The 15398-nt window shown below is 72.7% G+C and carries 17 protein-coding genes; 3 read left to right on the top strand and 14 right to left on the bottom strand.

What is annotated here, in order from left to right:
* Positions 1-43: 43 nt before the first annotated feature.
* The 9 genes from pheT to AB0K10_RS23920 form a co-directional block, all read right to left on the bottom strand.
* Positions 44-2590: a phenylalanine--tRNA ligase subunit beta gene (gene pheT / locus AB0K10_RS23880; RefSeq protein WP_363686849.1), complete on the bottom strand. Its 2547-nt coding sequence runs from the start codon at positions 2588-2590 to the stop codon at positions 44-46.
* 40 nt (positions 2591-2630) lie between these two features.
* The gene (gene pheS, locus AB0K10_RS23885; protein ID WP_363686851.1) at positions 2631-3698 is read right to left on the bottom strand and encodes a phenylalanine--tRNA ligase subunit alpha; all 1068 of its coding nucleotides are present in this window, start codon (positions 3696-3698) and stop codon (positions 2631-2633) included.
* A 219-nt stretch (positions 3699-3917) separates the two neighbouring features.
* Complete coding sequence (locus AB0K10_RS23890) at positions 3918-4769, bottom strand: RNA methyltransferase (RefSeq protein ID WP_363686853.1); 852 nt, start codon at positions 4767-4769, stop codon at positions 3918-3920.
* A 29-nt stretch (positions 4770-4798) separates the two neighbouring features.
* Positions 4799-5191: a 50S ribosomal protein L20 gene (gene rplT, locus AB0K10_RS23895; protein WP_091087503.1), complete on the bottom strand. Its 393-nt coding sequence runs from the start codon at positions 5189-5191 to the stop codon at positions 4799-4801.
* 32 nt (positions 5192-5223) lie between these two features.
* Positions 5224-5418 carry a 50S ribosomal protein L35 gene (rpmI, locus tag AB0K10_RS23900; protein WP_007458415.1) on the bottom strand — a complete coding sequence of 65 codons (195 nt, stop codon included), beginning with the start codon at positions 5416-5418 and terminating at the stop codon, positions 5224-5226.
* A gap of 19 nt (positions 5419-5437) precedes the next feature.
* Complete coding sequence (infC, locus tag AB0K10_RS23905; RefSeq protein ID WP_363686855.1) at positions 5438-6085, bottom strand: translation initiation factor IF-3; 648 nt, start codon at positions 6083-6085, stop codon at positions 5438-5440.
* 556 nt (positions 6086-6641) lie between these two features.
* Positions 6642-7115 carry a PH domain-containing protein gene (locus AB0K10_RS23910; protein ID WP_363686857.1) on the bottom strand — a complete coding sequence of 158 codons (474 nt, stop codon included), beginning with the start codon at positions 7113-7115 and terminating at the stop codon, positions 6642-6644.
* Between the two features lie 166 nt (positions 7116-7281).
* Positions 7282-8127, bottom strand: coding sequence for an ATP phosphoribosyltransferase (gene hisG, locus AB0K10_RS23915; protein ID WP_344351548.1), 846 nt, complete (start codon positions 8125-8127; stop codon positions 7282-7284).
* A gap of 45 nt (positions 8128-8172) precedes the next feature.
* Positions 8173-8436: a phosphoribosyl-ATP diphosphatase gene (locus AB0K10_RS23920; protein ID WP_007458408.1), complete on the bottom strand. Its 264-nt coding sequence runs from the start codon at positions 8434-8436 to the stop codon at positions 8173-8175.
* A gap of 133 nt (positions 8437-8569) precedes the next feature.
* On the opposite strand from AB0K10_RS23920, the gene AB0K10_RS23925 reads away from it, so the two are divergent.
* From AB0K10_RS23925 to AB0K10_RS23935, 3 genes are read left to right on the top strand one after another with little or no spacing between them, the layout of a single operon-like run.
* Complete coding sequence (locus tag AB0K10_RS23925) at positions 8570-9430, top strand: transporter substrate-binding domain-containing protein (protein WP_363686860.1); 861 nt, start codon at positions 8570-8572, stop codon at positions 9428-9430.
* Positions 9427-10272 carry an ABC transporter permease subunit gene (locus AB0K10_RS23930; RefSeq protein WP_363686861.1) on the top strand — a complete coding sequence of 282 codons (846 nt, stop codon included), beginning with the start codon at positions 9427-9429 and terminating at the stop codon, positions 10270-10272. Before AB0K10_RS23925 ends, AB0K10_RS23930 begins: the two co-directional genes overlap by 4 nt.
* A gap of 4 nt (positions 10273-10276) precedes the next feature.
* The gene (locus tag AB0K10_RS23935; protein ID WP_363686863.1) at positions 10277-11020 is read left to right on the top strand and encodes an amino acid ABC transporter ATP-binding protein; all 744 of its coding nucleotides are present in this window, start codon (positions 10277-10279) and stop codon (positions 11018-11020) included.
* 70 nt (positions 11021-11090) lie between these two features.
* Here the strand turns inward: AB0K10_RS23935 and ribH are convergent, their stop codons facing one another.
* The 5 genes from ribH to ribD are packed head-to-tail and all read right to left on the bottom strand — an operon-like array spanning position 11091 to position 15258.
* A complete protein-coding gene (gene ribH, locus AB0K10_RS23940; protein ID WP_234589790.1) occupies positions 11091-11591 on the bottom strand; it encodes a 6,7-dimethyl-8-ribityllumazine synthase in 501 nt (166 codons plus the stop codon).
* Positions 11592-11593: 2 nt separating this feature from the next.
* Positions 11594-12859, bottom strand: coding sequence for a bifunctional 3,4-dihydroxy-2-butanone-4-phosphate synthase/GTP cyclohydrolase II (locus AB0K10_RS23945; RefSeq protein WP_363686865.1), 1266 nt, complete (start codon positions 12857-12859; stop codon positions 11594-11596).
* Positions 12856-13545, bottom strand: coding sequence for a nicotinamide riboside transporter PnuC (gene pnuC, locus AB0K10_RS23950; RefSeq protein ID WP_363686867.1), 690 nt, complete (start codon positions 13543-13545; stop codon positions 12856-12858). The genes AB0K10_RS23945 and pnuC overlap by 4 nt, the downstream gene beginning before the upstream one ends.
* Positions 13545-14195, bottom strand: coding sequence for a riboflavin synthase (locus AB0K10_RS23955; RefSeq protein ID WP_363686869.1), 651 nt, complete (start codon positions 14193-14195; stop codon positions 13545-13547). The genes pnuC and AB0K10_RS23955 overlap by 1 nt, the downstream gene beginning before the upstream one ends.
* Position 14196: 1 nt before the next feature.
* Complete coding sequence (ribD, locus tag AB0K10_RS23960) at positions 14197-15258, bottom strand: bifunctional diaminohydroxyphosphoribosylaminopyrimidine deaminase/5-amino-6-(5-phosphoribosylamino)uracil reductase RibD (RefSeq protein ID WP_363686871.1); 1062 nt, start codon at positions 15256-15258, stop codon at positions 14197-14199.
* Positions 15259-15398 lie beyond the last annotated feature (140 nt).

The following is a 15398-nucleotide window of genomic DNA, read 5'->3' on the forward strand; positions in this document are numbered from 1 at the left end:
GGACCCCTTCCTGTCGTTGCGCAGGAAGGGGCCGTCTGCTCCCTCAGGCGCCGCGCAGGGTCGCGCCGAGGCGCTCCGCCGCGACGGCGACCGCCGCGTCCCGCGCCGCGACCGCCTCCTCGACGGTCAGCGTCCGATCCGGGGCCCGGAAGGTCAGCTTGTACGCCAGCGACCGGCGACCGGCACCGAGCTGCGCGCCCGCGTACACGTCGAACAGCCGCACATCCTCCAGCAGCTCGCCGGCGCCCGCCTCCAGCGCCCGGCGCACCTGCTCTGCCGGCACCGAGTCGTCCAGCACCAACGCCACGTCGATAAGCGCCGGCGGGAAGCCGGACACCGCCGGCGCGGGCGTCACCGGAGTCGACGGCAGCGCGTCGAGGTCCAGCTCCATCGCGCTGGTGCGCCGGGGCAGCTCCAGAGACGCGACCACCACCGGGTGCAGCTCACCGGCGTGTCCGACGACCGCGCCGTCGACCCGCAGTTCGGCGCAGCGGCCCGGGTGCCAGGGCGCGTACTCGGCGGCACGCACCTCGACCCGCTCGTCGGGGATCCCGGCGGCTGCCAGCACGTCACGGGCCGACTCGATGGCGTCCGCCCAGCCGGCCGGTCGACCCGCGCCCCACCAGCCGGCGGGATCCAGGTCGCCGGCGAGCACCGCCGCGACGTGCACCGGCTGCGCCGGCACCACGGCGTCGGCGGCGGCGAACTCCGCGTCGGTCGGGCGGCGGTCCACGCCCATGGCAGGCGGGCTGCCGGCGCCGAGACGCGGGTGGAAGACCGCTCCGATCTCGTAGAGGGCGAGGTCGCGGTGACCACGGCCCAGGTTGCGCTTGAGGATGCCGAGCAGCGGGCCGAGCAGCGTGGTGCGCAGCAGCGGCTCCTCCTCGGACAGCGGATTGGCCAGCCGCACCGCGGGGCGGCGCGGATCGTCGGCCGGCAGGCCGAGCTGGTCGGCCAGCTCCGGCGACACGAAGGGGTGCGCGAGCACCTCCACGTACCCCCGCTCGGCAAGCGATCCGGCGACGGCCCGACGCCGACGCTGCCGCGGGGTCAGACCGCGACCGGGCGGCGCGGTCGGCAGCACCGACGGCACCTTGTCGTACCCGTCGAGGCGGACGACCTCCTCGACCAGGTCGGCCGGGTCGGTCAGGTCGGGCCGCCAGGTCGGCGGGGTGACGCTCAGCACCACCCCCGCGCCGCTGGCCACGCCGACCGCGCCCGGGTCCTCGGACAGCCGGTCCGCGCCCTGCGCGACGGTGCAGCCGACCCGCTCCAGCAGGGCGACGACCCGCGCCGGCGGGTACTCGACGCCGACCCGCCGGGTCGGCAGGTCCGCCGGAAGACTGATCGGGGTACGCGGCCGGACGTGGTCGATGTCCAGGATCTCCGCGCTCGGGGTGCCGCCGCCGTGCTCGGTGAGCAGCCGCACGGCACGCTCCAGCGCGACAAGTGCCACGGCCGGGTCCACGCCCCGCTCCCAGCGCTTCGCGGCCTCGCTGAACAGCTTGTGCCGGCGTGCCGTACGCCCGACCATCGCCGGGTCCCAGTGGGCCGCCTCGAAGAGCACTGTGGTGGTGTCGGCGACGACCTCACTGGTCTCGCCGCCCATCACCGCGGCGAGCGAGATCGGGCCAGTGTCATCGCAGATGACCATGTCGTCGGCGGTGAGCACCCGGTTGACGCCGTCCAGGGTGGTCAGCTTCTCCCCCGCCTCGGCGCGGCGGACCACGAGCGGCCCGGCGATCCGGTCGGCGTCGAAGGCGTGCATCGGCTGGCCCAGCTCCAGCATCACGTAGTTGGTGATGTCGACAGGCAGCGAGATGCTGCGGATGCCGGCGGTCACCAGCCGCTGGGCCATCCACGACGGCGTGGGCGCGGTCGGGTCGACGCCGCGGACCAGGCGCGCGGTGAACCTGTCGCAGCCGACCGTGTCGCGGACCTCCACCGGGTACGGCGGAGTCGCCGTGCCGCCCGGGGCGGCCGCCATCCCCGCGTCGCGCAGCGGCACGTCGAACGCGTGCGACAGCTCCCGGGCCAGGCCGCGCAGGCTCAGCGCGTACCCCCGGTCCGGGGTGATCTCCAGATCGAGCACGACGTCGTCGAGGCCGACCACCGGGCGCGCGTCGTCGCCGGGCTTCGCCGTCACGTCCGACCCCAGCACGATGATGCCGGAGTGATCGTCGCTCAGGCCCAGCTCCTTCGCCGAGCAGATCATGCCCGCCGAGTTGTGCCCGTACGTCTTGCGGGCGCCGATCGCGAAGCCACCGGGGAGCACACCGCCGGGCAGGATCACCACCACCCGGTCGCCGACGGCGAAGTTGCGCGCCCCGCAGACGATCTCCTGCGGCTCGCCGGTGCCGTTGGCGGCACCCACGTCGACCCGGCAGAACCGGATCGGCTTCTTGAAGCCGGTGAGCTCCTCGATCTCGCGCACCTCACCGACGACGAGCTGACCGGTGACACTTTCGCGCAGGTCCACAATGGATTCGACCTCGATGCCGAGGTCGACCAGGGCCTGCTCCAGGTCACCGGTAGGCAGGTCGGCGGGGAGGTCGACGTACTCCCGCAGCCAACTGACAGAAACTCGCATGACGTCAGACCACCGTTCCCGTGTCTCGTACCCGCATCGCCTACGCCCCGGTGGAGAGCGCGCGGCTGAACCGCACGTCGCCCTCGAAGAGATGGCGGATGTCGCTGACCCCGTGCCGGACCATCAGGGTCCGGTCGATGCCCATGCCGAAGGCGAATCCGGAGTAGACCTCCGGGTCGACGCCGCAGGCGCGCAGCACCCGGGGGTTGACCATGCCGCAGCCACCCCACTCGACCCACTGTGGGCCGTCACGGTGCTCCGGGAACCACACGTCGAACTCGGCCGACGGCTCGGTGAACGGGAAGTAGTGCGGCCGCCACCGGGTCTTCGCCTCCGGGCCGAACATCGCCCGGGCGAAGTGGTCCAGCGTGCCCCGCAGGTGCGCCATCGTGATGCCCTTGTCGACCACCAGACCCTCGGCCTGGTGGAACACCGGGCTGTGGGTGGCGTCGATCTCGTCGGTGCGGTAGACGCGGCCCGGCACGATCACGTAGATCGGCGGCTTGCGGCTGAGCATCGTGCGGGTCTGCACCGTCGAGGTGTGCGTACGCAGCACCAGGCCGGAGCCCTCCGGTGCGATGTGGAAGGTGTCCATCAACCCGCGCGCCGGATGGTCGGCGGGGATGTTCAACGCGTCGAAGTTGACCCACTCCAGGTCGACCTCGGGTCCCTCGGCCACCTCGTAGCCCATCCCGACGAAGAGGTCGCTGATCGACTCCATCAGGGTGCTCAGCGGGTGCCGGGCGCCACGTGGACGCCTGTCGTAGGGCAGGGTGACGTCCACCCGCTCCTCGACCAGCACCCGCTCGGCCTGCTCGCGCTCCAGCACCTCGGCGCGGTCGGCGTACGCGGTCTCGATCGCCCGCCGGGCCTCGTTGACCCGCTTACCGGCGTCGGACTTGGCGGCCGGCGGCAACGCGCCGATCTCCCGGCGCGCGAGGGAGACCGGGGAGCGGTCACCGAGGTGCGCGGGGCGTAGCGCGGTCAACGCGTCCGGGTCGGCGGCGGCCGTGAACGCCTTCGTGGCGTCCGCGACAGCCTCGTCCAGGGCGGCGGGGTCGAGCAGGGCGACCTGCTTCGGGTCGTACGGATCGTTTCGGTAGCTCATGGCGTACGGGCACTCCCTCACGGCGGCGCCAGCCCTCACCGGGGCGGCTAAGCGAGTCTACGGACGCGCGGCTGTGCCGCAGCCCGCCGGTAGGAGTTGTGCAGGGAGCAGGTCAGGCCCGCCGCCCGCCGACACCGGCGGGCTGGCTAAACGAACGCCGTGTCGCGTTCATGGGCGGATGCTCTCCCCTGCTGTCAGTCGCGCCGGGCACGATCACCCTCAGCGCTGTGCTCTCGCTGAAGCGTACAGGCACACGGCCGCGGCGGCAGCCAGGTTGAGGCTCTCCGCGCGCCCGTACAGGGGCACCCGCACCCGGGCGTCGGCGGCGGCGGTCAACTCCTCGGGAAGGCCGTGCGCCTCGGAGCCGAACAGCCACGCGGTGGGCGCGACGAGCCGGCCGTAGTCGGTCAGGTCGTCCAGGTCGTCGTCGCCGTACCCCGTCGTGGCGAAGATCGACAGCCCGGCGGCCCGCAGCGCGTCGACCACGGCGACCGGGTCGGCGGCGCGCACCACGTCGACGTGGAAGAGACTGCCGGCCGAGGCCCGGACACACTTGCCGTTGTACGGGTCGACGGCGTCCCCCGCGAAGATCACCGCGCCCGCCCCGGCCGCGTCGGCGGTGCGTAGCACCGTGCCGGCGTTGCCCGGGTCGCGGATCTCGGTGAGCACCGCCACCAGCCGGGGCCCGCCCGCGAGGGCCTGCTCCAGCGACACGTCCAGATGCCGGCAGACGGCGACCAGCCCCTGCGGGGCGACGGTCTCGGCCAACGCGGCGAGGGCGTCGTCGGTCACCTCGGAGACCGGCACGTCGGCGCGGGCCGCCGCGGCGGGCAGCTCCGGGTGCCGGTCGAGGGCGGCGGGCGTACCGAACAGCTCGGTGACCACCCCCGGCCGCGCGAGGGCCTCGCGGACCGCCTGCGGCCCCTCGGCCAGGAACCGGCCGGCCGCGTCGCGGTCACGGCGGCGCTGCAACCGGCGGGCGGCGACAATCCTGGGGGTACGCGGGGTGAAGGCCATGGTGGGTGTTCCTCCGGCACGATCGAGGCGCCCCCCGGACGGCGGTGCCGACACGGGAGACGCCTCGCTCTGGTGCGGGGGGATCAGGCGGCCTGTGCCGCCGCGCCGCCGGTGCCCTCGGCCGCGACCGCGGCCCGGGCCAGCTCGACGATCGCCGCGAAAGAGGCGGCGTCGTTGACAGCCATGTCGGCCAGGATCTTACGGTCCACCTCGATGCCGGCCAGACGCAGGCCCTGGATCAGACGGTTGTAGGTCATCCCGTTGGCCCGGGCGCCCGCGTTGATCCGCTGGATCCACAGCTGCCGGAAGTCGCCCTTGCGGTCACGACGGTCCCGGTAGGCGTACTGCATCGAGTGCAGCACCTGCTCCTTGGCCTTGCGGTACAGGCGGGAGCGCTGACCACGGTAACCACTCGCGGTCTCCAGCAGGGTACGACGCTTCTTCTGGGCGTTTACAGCCCGCTTGACGCGTGCCATCTCAACTCCTTCTTACGTAAAGGTGGCGCGCGTCAGCGGCCGAGCAGCTTCTTGATGCGCTTGACGTCGGCCTTGGCCAGCACGACCGTGCCGGTCAGCCGGCGGGTCTGGGTGGAGGGCTTCTTCTCCAGGTTGTGGCGGAGGCCGGCCTGCTGGGCAACGATCTTGCCCTTGCCGGTCACCTTGACCCGCTTACCCATACCCGTGTGGCTCTTCATCTTCGGCATGTGGAACGTCTCTCCCCTGTTACTCGCCGCTGGTGTCGGCGGCGGTGCCACCGTCAACGGCTGCTGCGGTCTCGCCGGCCGCCGCGGTCTCATCGGTGACCGGCGCGGACTCGTCCGCCCCCCGGTCCCGAGGTGCACCGCGGGACGCCGTAGCGGCGACCGCGGAGGCCTTGACGGCCCGATGCGGAGCGAGAACCATGATCATGTTTCGACCGTCCTGCTTCGGAGCGGCCTCGACGTATCCCAGGTCCGTGATCTCGGATTCGAGCCGGCGCAGGAGCCGGTAACCCAGCTCCGGGCGGCTCTGCTCGCGACCGCGGAACATGATCGTCACCTTGACCTTGTCGCCCGCCTTGAGGAACCGCACCACGTGACCCTTCTTGGTCTCGTAGTCGTGCGGGTCGATCTTCGGACGGAGCTTCATTTCCTTGATGACGGTCTGCTGCTGATTACGCCGCGCTTCGCGCGCCTTGAGTGCGCTCTCGTACTTGAACTTGCCGAAGTCCATGAGCTTGCACACCGGCGGGCGCGCCATCGGCGCAACCTCGACCAGGTCCAGATCGACGTCCGCGGCCAGCTGAAGGGCGCGCTCCAGCGGGACGATGCCCACCTGCTCACCCTCGGGGCCGACCAGTCGGACCTCACGTGCCCGGATCTGCTCGTTCACGCGTGGTTCGACGCTGATGGGGCCTCCTCGAGTCGTTTCTGCTCAGGTACCGACCCCTGCGGCTCCCGGGTGGGAACCGACCCGGAAAGCAGAAGGCCCCGGCGCATGCCAGGGCCCGCTCGACCGGTCGGCGTGATCACAGGATCACACGTCCGGAACCGGGGCGTGCCCGGAACCGGTGACCGGACCCGGCCACCGTGGCGGCGACTCGGGTGGGAGCAGGCGCTCCGCTTTCGAGGCTGTCTGCTCGCATGCGGAGACAGCCTGGTCGACGGCACAACAGTACACCCCTGCCCCCGCCGCCCCCAAACCGGACACCACCCCAGGTCAGCAGCCCGCCGGCCACCGCCGAGGTGCGGCACGGCCCGCCGAGGTGCGGCACGGCCCGCCGAGGCGGCGACTGCGCGGCGGCGCCTCAAGATCCGCGCAGTTTCCCCGAAGTTGCTGCCCCAGCACCGCCGGAGGCAGCAACTTCGGGGAAGTTGTGCCGATCTTGGTCGGTGGCGCGGCGGTCAGGCGCGGTGGCGCGGGTCAGGGGCGCCGGTGGCGCGGCGGGTCAGCGGTCGACGGCGCGTTCGGCGAGGCGGGCCAGGTGGGCTTCGTGCAGCCGGCGCAGGGCGCGGACCCCGTCGACGGCCAACTCCTTGTCGGCGGCCTGCAGGGCGACCATCGGCAGCAGGTCGTCGTCGTGCAGCTCCAGGCTGGCCCACGGCGCGCCCCGGTCGAAGCGGACACCCCGGACGACCTCCCAGGGCAGCTCGTACGAGCTGATGACGTTGCGGACGCGGACGCCGCGCGCGTCCGCCTCCACGCGCGGGCGGGTGAACAGCAGGAAACCCAGCGCCCCGAAGATGCCCAGGCCGATCATGGCGATCTGGTCGCCGCGCTGGAAGCTGCCGTATCCGTCGCCGGTCGACCCGCTCAGCGAGGTGGCGACCAGGGCGAACACCACCACCAGCACGACCGCCGCCGACCAGCACACCACCCGGATCCGGCGGGGCTTGAGGCGGACCAGCTCGGTTTCACTCACCCCACCAGTCTGCCATCCGCACCCGGCCGGCAGCCGCACCACCCGCCGAGCCACCACCCGCCGCCGATGCCGGCACCGCGCGGATGATCCACCCGAGCTCGGCGAAACGGGGGTGCCCCTGGCGCGCGGACACCCCCGTTTCAGCGAACCCGAGTTGATTCAGGGATCAGAGGCGGCAGGCGTGGATGTTGGTGACCAGGATGGCGCGGGCGCCCAGGTCGTACAGCTCGTCCATGATCCGGTGCACGTCGTCGCGGAGCACCATGGCCTGCACGGCCACCCAGCCCTCGCGGTGCAGCGGCGACACGGTGGGCGACTCGATGCCGGGGGTCAGCCCGCTGGCCCGGTCCAGCAGACCGGCCGGCACGTCGTAGGCGAGCATCACGTAGCGACGGGCCACCAGCACGCCGTGCAGGCGGCGCAGCAACTGCTCGGCCTGCGCGTGCGGCGGCGCGGCGGCGCGGCGGACCAGCACCGCCGACGAGCGCAGCAGTGGCTCGCCGAACACCACCAGGCCCGCCTGACGCAGGGTCGCTCCCGTCTCCACCACGTCCGCGATCACGTCGGCGACGCCGAGGCGTACGGCGTTCTCCACGGCACCGTCGAGGCGGATCACCTCGGCCTTGACGCCCGCCTCGTCGAGGTGCCGCTCGACCAGCCCCGGATACGCCGTGGCGATCCGGTGCCCGCCCAACTCCTGCACGGAGGCGATGTCGTCGGGGCGGGCGGCGAAGCGGAAGGTCGCCCGACCGAAGGCGAGGTCGACGACCTCCTCGGCGGGTGCGGCCGAGTCGATCAGCAGGTCCCGACCGGTGATGCCGAGGTCGAGATCACCGGACCCGACGTAGGTGGCGATGTCCTTGGGACGCAGGTAGAAGAATTCGACGTCGTTGGCCTCGTCGCGGCAGACGAGATCCTTGGGGTCGGTGCGCTGGCGGTAGCCCGCCTCGCGCAGCATCTGGGCGGCCGGCTCGGCCAGGGTGCCCTTGTTGGGGATGGCGACACGCAACATGACTGAGTGCTCCTTCGATCGGGTCTGATCAACGACGGGGCGCACTCACAGATGTCGGTAGACGTCCTTCAGTTCGAGACCACTGGCGAGCATCAGCACCTGGACCTGGTAGAGCAGCTGGGAGATCTCCTCGGCGGTGCGCTGCGGCCCCTCGTGCTCGGCTGCCATCCACGACTCGGCCGCCTCCTCGACGACCTTCTTGCCGATGAAGTGCACGCCCTTCTCCAGCGCGGCGACGGTGCCCGAGCCCGGGGTGCCGGCAGCGGCCTTGGCCTGCAGCTCGGCGAACAACTCCTCGAACGTCTTCACGGGGAACGATTCTTCCAGCCGCCGGGCCGACGCCCCGAGTCCGGGTCCACCCCGACCCAGCAGGCGGACAATTCCCTACCAACATGGTGGGAAAATCTTCGATCGATGCCCATGGAGCTTTACGCTGTCCGCCATGGCCAGCCGCTCACGTCTCCTCGCGCTCACCCTCGCCGGTGTCGTCGTCGCCGCCACCGGTTGCGCGCCCCAGAAGGAGTCACCGACCCCCACCGTCACCGCCCCGCCGCCCTGCGCCAAGGACAGCCTGCCCACCCGTACGCCGGGCAAGCTCACCATCGCCACCGACCAGCCGGCCTACGAGCCGTGGTTCCGCAAGGACAAGCCGGACAGCGGCGAGGGCTTCGAGGCCGCCGTCGCGTACGCGGTGGCCGAGAAGCTGGGCTACGCCCGGAGCGACGTCACCTGGACCCGGGTCAAGTTCGACACCGCGATCGCGCCCGGTCCGAAGAACTTCGACTTCGACATCAACCAGTTCTCCGTCACCGAGGAGCGCAAGCAGGCGGTGGACTTCTCCGCCCCGTACTACCTGGTGCGCCAGACCGTCATCGCGCTGAAGTCCTCGAAGATCGCCGGCAAGACGTCTCTGGCGGACCTGCGCGGCGCGAAGCTCGGCGCCCAGGTCGGCACGACCAGCTACCAGGCGATCACGGACGTCCTCAAGCCCACGGCGAAGCCACAGGTCTACAACAGCAACGACGACGCCAAGAAGGCCCTGCAGAACGGGCAGATCGACGGGCTCGTGGTGGACCTGCCGACCGCCTTCTACATCACCGGCGCGGAGATCACCGACGCGGTGATCGTCGGTCAGGTCCCGCAGGTGGGCGTGCCCGAGGCGTTCGGGCTGCTGCTGGACAAGAACTCACCGCTGACCCGCTGCGTGAGCGGCGCGGTCGGTCAGCTCAGCGAGGCCGGCACGTTGACCGAGTTGGAGCGGAAGTGGCTCACGCAGGTGGCGGGGGCGGCCGAGCTGCGGTGACGCCGCAGGAGCACACCCCCTCCGCGGCGCAGCTACGTCGGTCGGCGTACCGGCGTCGGCAGAGCGTCCACAGCGTGCTGATCGCGGCCTTCTCCACGGCGGCGCTCGGCACGCTGCTGGTCGTCGCCGTGACCGGCGCGCCGGGCTGGGACCGGGTCCGGCAGTCGTTCCTGGACCCACGGATCGGCGCCGACGCGCTGCCGGCGGTGCTGGACGGGCTCTGGCTCAACGTCCGGCTGCTGGTCTGCTGCGCGGCCGGGGCGCTGCTGCTCGGGCTGGCGATCGCCGTGCTGCGGACACTGCGCGGCCCGGTCTTCTTTCCGGTGCGGGCGCTGGCCGCCGGCTACACGTACACCTTCCGGGGCCTGCCACTGATCATCGTGCTCTACCTGCTCACCCTCGGCGTGCCGGGGCTGCGCCTGCAGGGCATGCCGTCGGTGCTGGTGCTCGGCGGGCTCGCGCTGGTGCTCACCTACGGTGGCTATCTGGCCGAGGTGTTCCGGGCCGGCATCGAGTCGGTGCACTCAAGCCAGCTCGCCGCGGCCCGCTCGCTGGGCCTGACCTACCGGCAGACGATGCGGCACGTGGTGTTGCCGCAGGCCGTCCGCCGGGTGGCGCCGCCGCTGCTCAACGACGTGGTGGCCCTGCAGAAGGACGTCGGGCTGGTCTCGCTCGCCGGGCCGATCGACGCGGTCCGCGCCGCCCAGATCGCCACCGCCCAGTCGTTCAACTACACCCCGTACGTCGTGGCCGGGGCGCTGTTCGTGCTGCTCGCGATTCCGCTGATCGCCGTCACCGACTGGGTGACGCTGCGCTCGGCCCGGCGCCAGTCGGGAGGCTGACCACATGGCTCTGCTGCGCTGCCGGGATCTGCGCAAGGAGTTCGCCGGCCAGGTCGTGCTGGACCGGCTCGACCTGACTGTCGACGAGCACCGGGTGGTGGCCCTGATCGGGGCGTCCGGGTCGGGCAAATCCACGCTGCTGCGCTGCGTGAACCTGCTGGAGGAGGTGGACGACGGCACCATCGAGCTGGACGGGGAGGACATCTCCGACCCCCGGGTCGACGCCGACCGGGTGCGCCGGCGGATCGGCATGGTCTTCCAGGCGTACAACCTGTTTCCGCACCTGAGCGTGTTGGACAACATCACCCTCGCGCCCCGGCGGGTGCACCGGCGGGCCCGCGCCGAGGCCGAGGCGCAGGCCCGCGACCTGCTCGACCGGGTGGGGCTGGGGGCGAAGGCGCACGCCTTCCCGGACGGGCTCTCCGGCGGGCAGCAGCAGCGGGTGGCGATCGTCCGGGCGCTGGCGAACTCGCCCCGGCTGATGCTGCTCGACGAGGTCACCTCGGCCCTGGACCCGGAGCTCGTCGGCGAGGTGCTGACGATGATCCGGGACCTGAAGGCCGACGGGATGACCATGGTGCTGGCCACCCACGAGATGGGTTTCGCCCGGGAGGTCGCCGACGAGGTGTGCTTCCTCGACGCGGGGCGCGTCGTCGAGAGCGGCCCACCGGAGCAGGTGCTCGGCGAGCCGACGCAGGCGAGAACCCGTCAGTTCCTGCGTCGGATCATCGAGGCCGGCAGACTCTGAGGCCGGCCGACACCCAAGCCGGCGGACGCCCAAGCCGGCCGGCACCTCAGCGGAGCGGCCGGCGGCGGCGTCAGCCGCCGAAGCCGACCCGCTGCGCGTTGCCGGCGGCCACGGTCCGGACGGCAAGCGCCGCGTCGAGCGCCGCCACTGTCGCCGCCCAGCCCTTGTCCTCCGCCGAGCCGGGCAGCCCGGCCCGGTCCCGGGCCTGCTCGATGGTCTCCACGGTGAGCACCCCGTGCGCCACCGGCTTGCCCTCGTCCAGCGCCACCCGGGTCAGCCCGTCGGTGACCGACCGGCACACGTAGTCGAAGTGGGCGGTGGCGCCCCGCACGACCACGCCGAGCGCGACCACCACGTCGCAGCGGCGCGCGAGGGCCTGGGCGACGACCGGCAGCTCGACGGAGCCGGCGACGCGCGCCACCACGGACCGCGCACCGCACGCCTCGGCGGCGGCGACCGCGCGCTCCAGCATGTGGTCTGTCAGGTCGCCGTGCCAGCGCGCGGCCACCACCCCGACGGTCAGCCCCGCGGCGTCGACCGCCTCGACTCCCGGCTCGCCGAAACCCGCCATTGTCATGCTCCGATCTCGTCGTCGGCGACCGGACGCCCCAGCGGCGCCTCGGACACCTCGTCCAACTCGCCCAGCAGGTGACCCATCCGGTCCCGCTTGGTGCGCAGGTAGCGCAGATTCTCCGGGTGCGCGCCGGCCGGCAGGCTCTCGCGGCCGGTGATGGTGAGCCCGTAGCCCTCCAACCCGGCCCGCTTGGCCGGGTTGTTTGTCAGCAGCCGCATCGAGCGCACTCCGAGGTCGTAGAGGATCTGCGCGCCGGTGCCGTAGTCGCGGGCGTCGGCCGGCAGACCCAGGTCGAGGTTGGCGTCCACAGTGTCGCGACCCTGGTCCTGCAACTGGTACGCCTGAAGCTTGTGCAGCAGGCCGATGCCGCGTCCCTCGTGCCCGCGGACGTAGAGCACCACCCCCCGGCCCTCGCGGGCGACCCGGGCCAGCGCGGCGTCCAGCTGTGGCCCGCAGTCGCAGCGCAGCGAGCCGAACACGTCACCGGTCAGGCACTCGGAGTGGACCCGGACCAGGACGTCCTGACCGTCACCGAGGTCACCGAGCACCATGGCGACGTGCTCGGCCGGGTCGTGCTCGGCGCGGTAGCCGAGCGCCCGGAACACCCCGTGCCGCGTCGGCATCCGGGCGTCGGCGACCAACTCGACCTGCTTCTCCGTACGCCGCCGGTGGGCGATCAGATCGGCGATGGTGATCAGCGTGAGGCCGTGCTCGGCGGCGAACTTCTCCAGTTCCGGCAGCCGCATCATGGTGCCGTCGTCGTTGATCAGCTCGCAGAGCACGCCCGCTGGGCGCAGCCCGGCGAGCCGGGTCAGGTCGATCGCCGCCTCGGTGTGCCCGGGTCGGCGCAGGACTCCGCCCTCGCGGGCGCGCAGCGGCACCACATGCCCGGGCCGGGCCAGGTCGGTCGGGTCGGTGGCGGCTGCCGCGAGCAGACGGATGGTGTGCGCGCGGTCGGCCGCGGAGATGCCGGTGCTGATCCCCTCCCGGGCGTCCACGGTCACCGTGTACGCGGTGCCCCGCCGGTCCTGGTTGGTGTGGTGCATCGGCGGCAGGTCGAGCCGGTCGGCCTCGCTCTCGGTCAGCGGCACGCAGACGTACCCGGACGTGTAGCGCACCATGAACGCGAGCAGCTCCGGCGTGGCCAGCTCGGCCGCGAAGATCAGGTCGCCCTCGTTCTCCCGGTCGGCGTCGTCGACCACGACGACCGGCCGCCCGGCCGCGATCTCGGCGATCGCCTCGTCGATATCCCCGAAACTGGTCACGCGACAGCCTCCGTGTAGGTGGGCGGGAGTGCGGCGGCCGGGCGGGTGGCACGCGAGGTGCGCCACCAGGCGGCGAAGCCCCAGGCGCAGAAGGCGCCGTAGACCAGGTACATGGCCGCCGACGGGTAGAACCCGCCGCGCAGCAGCAGCGGCACGCCGACCGCGTCCACCGCGATCCACACCAGCCAGAACTCGACCCAGCCGCGGGCCATGCCATAGGTGGCCAGCAGACTGCCGGTGAGGATCCAGGCGTCCGGCAGCGGGCCCCAGGAGCCCAGTGCCTTGAGCACCGGGTACGCGGCGGCGGTGCCGACCACTGCGGCCAGCAGCAGCGTCAGCCGCTCCCGGCCGGTGGCCCAGCGCGGCAGCACCGCGGCGTGGCCCGCGTCGGCGCGGCTGTTGCGTCGCCACCGCCACCAGCCGTAGACGCTGACCGCGAAGAAGAACACCTGCCGGCCGGCCTGTCCGTACAGGTCGTGAGCCTGCGGGGTGGCGAACACCCCGCCGAGGAAGACGGTGAACAGCAGCACGTTGCCGATCATGCCGACGGGCCACGCCCAGACCAGCCGGCGCAGCCCGAGCAGCGCCGAGACCAGCCCGAACACGTTGCCGACGATCTCCCGGGCCAGCACCGGCGAGCCGAACACCTGCACCTGTGCGTCGAGCAGCCAGCCGAGGGGGCCCATCAGGCCACCTCGCCCGTGCTCGGGGACGCCGGGGACGCCCCGGACGCCTCGTCGGCGAGCCGGGCGCCGAGCAGCCGCTCGACGTACTTGGCCAGCACGTCGACCTCCAGGTTGACCGGGTCGCCGACGCCCTTCGCGCCGAGCGTGGTCAGCTTCAGGGTGGTCGGGATCAGCCCGACGGCGAACTCGTCCGCGCCCACCTCCGCCACGGTCAGCGACACGCCGTCGATGGTGATCGAGCCCTTCTCCACCACGTACCGGGCCAGGGTGGCGGGCAGCCGGAACCGCACCGTCTCCCACTGCTCGGCCGGTTCGCGGGAGATCAGTTCGCCGACGCCGTCGACGTGGCCCTGCACGAGGTGACCGCCGAGGCGGCTGCCCAGCGCGGCGGCCCGCTCCAGGTTGACCGGGTCGCCGGGGCTCAGCGCGCCCAGCGCGGAGCGGCGCAGGGTCTCGCCCATGACGTCGGCGGTGAAGACTCCGTCGGCCGCGTCCACCACGGTCAGGCAGACGCCGTTGACGGCGATGGAGTCGCCGTGGCGGGCGTCCGAGGTGACCAACGGGCCGCGTACGGCGACAAGCGCCGAATCGCCCGCCGTGGCCGTGACCCGGACGATCTCCCCCAACTCCTCAACAATGCCGGTGAACATGTCAGCCCTCCCTTTTGCGGGGCAAAGCGGTGATCCGGAGATCCGGACCGACCTGCGTAACGTCGACGAACTCCAGATCGATGGCCTCGGCGATGGTCGTCACTCCCGCGTCGACCAGGGCCGTGGGGCCGGCGCCGAGCAGCCGAGGCGCGACGTACCCGACGATCTTGTCGACCAGGCCGGCGGCCAGGAACGCGCCGGCCAGCCGGGGGCCGCCCTCCAGCAGCACCGCGCGGACCCCGCGCTGGTGCAGCGCCGCGAGCAGCGCCGGCAGGTCCACCCGGCCGTCCGGGTCCGCGCCCACCTCCGCGGCGGTCGCGATCCAGGTCCGCGCGGCGCCGTCGCGGACCCGGGCGTCAGTCGGGGTACGCCCCGAGCTGTCCACCACCACCCGCAGCGGCTGCCGGATGGCCAGGCTGCCGTCGCGCAGGTTACGGGCGGTCAACCGGGGATCGTCGGCGAGTACGGTGCCCACCCCGGCGACGACCGCGTCGACGGTGCCGCGCAGCGCGTGCACGTCGATCCGGGCCGCCTCCGAGGTGATCCACATGCTGGTGCCGTCCGCGGCGGCGGACCGGCCGTCGACAGTGGCGGCGTACTTCCAGATGACGTACGGCCAGCCCCGGCGCATCGAGGTCAGCCACGCGACGTTGCCGGCCTCGGCCTCGTCGCCGCGTACCCCCAGATCCACCTGGACCCCGGCGGAGCGCAACGTGGCGGCGCCGCCGGAGGCCACCGGGTTCGGATCGGGGACGGCGATGACGACGCGGGACACCCCGGCCTGGACGAGCGCGGTGCTGCAGGGGCCGGTGCGACCCGTGTGGTCGCAGGGTTCGAGAGTGACGACTGCGGTGCCGCCCTCGGCGCGCGGCCCGGCCTGGGCCAGCGCGACGATCTCGGCGTGCGGCCCGCCGGCGTACGCGTGGAAACCCTCCCCCACGACCTCGCCGTCGGCGTCGAGCAGCACGCACCCGACCACCGGGTTGGGGCTGGTGGTGCCCAGCCCGCGCGCCGCCAGCTCGATCGCACGCCGCATCGCCTCATCGACGGAGACGCTGGCCATCGCCCTGTCCTGCCCTCTCACTCGCCGGTCCGCGCGCGGGCGGTCAGGGAGGCGGCATGGGCCGCGGGCAGGCGGCGGCGGATTCCGGGTACGGCGCAGCCGACCCGGATGGGCGGCACGGCACGCTGACGCCAGCGGCC

This window comes from Micromonospora sp. NPDC049274 (assembly GCF_040678875.1).
Taxonomy (GTDB): Bacteria; Actinomycetota; Actinomycetes; order Mycobacteriales; family Micromonosporaceae; genus Micromonospora.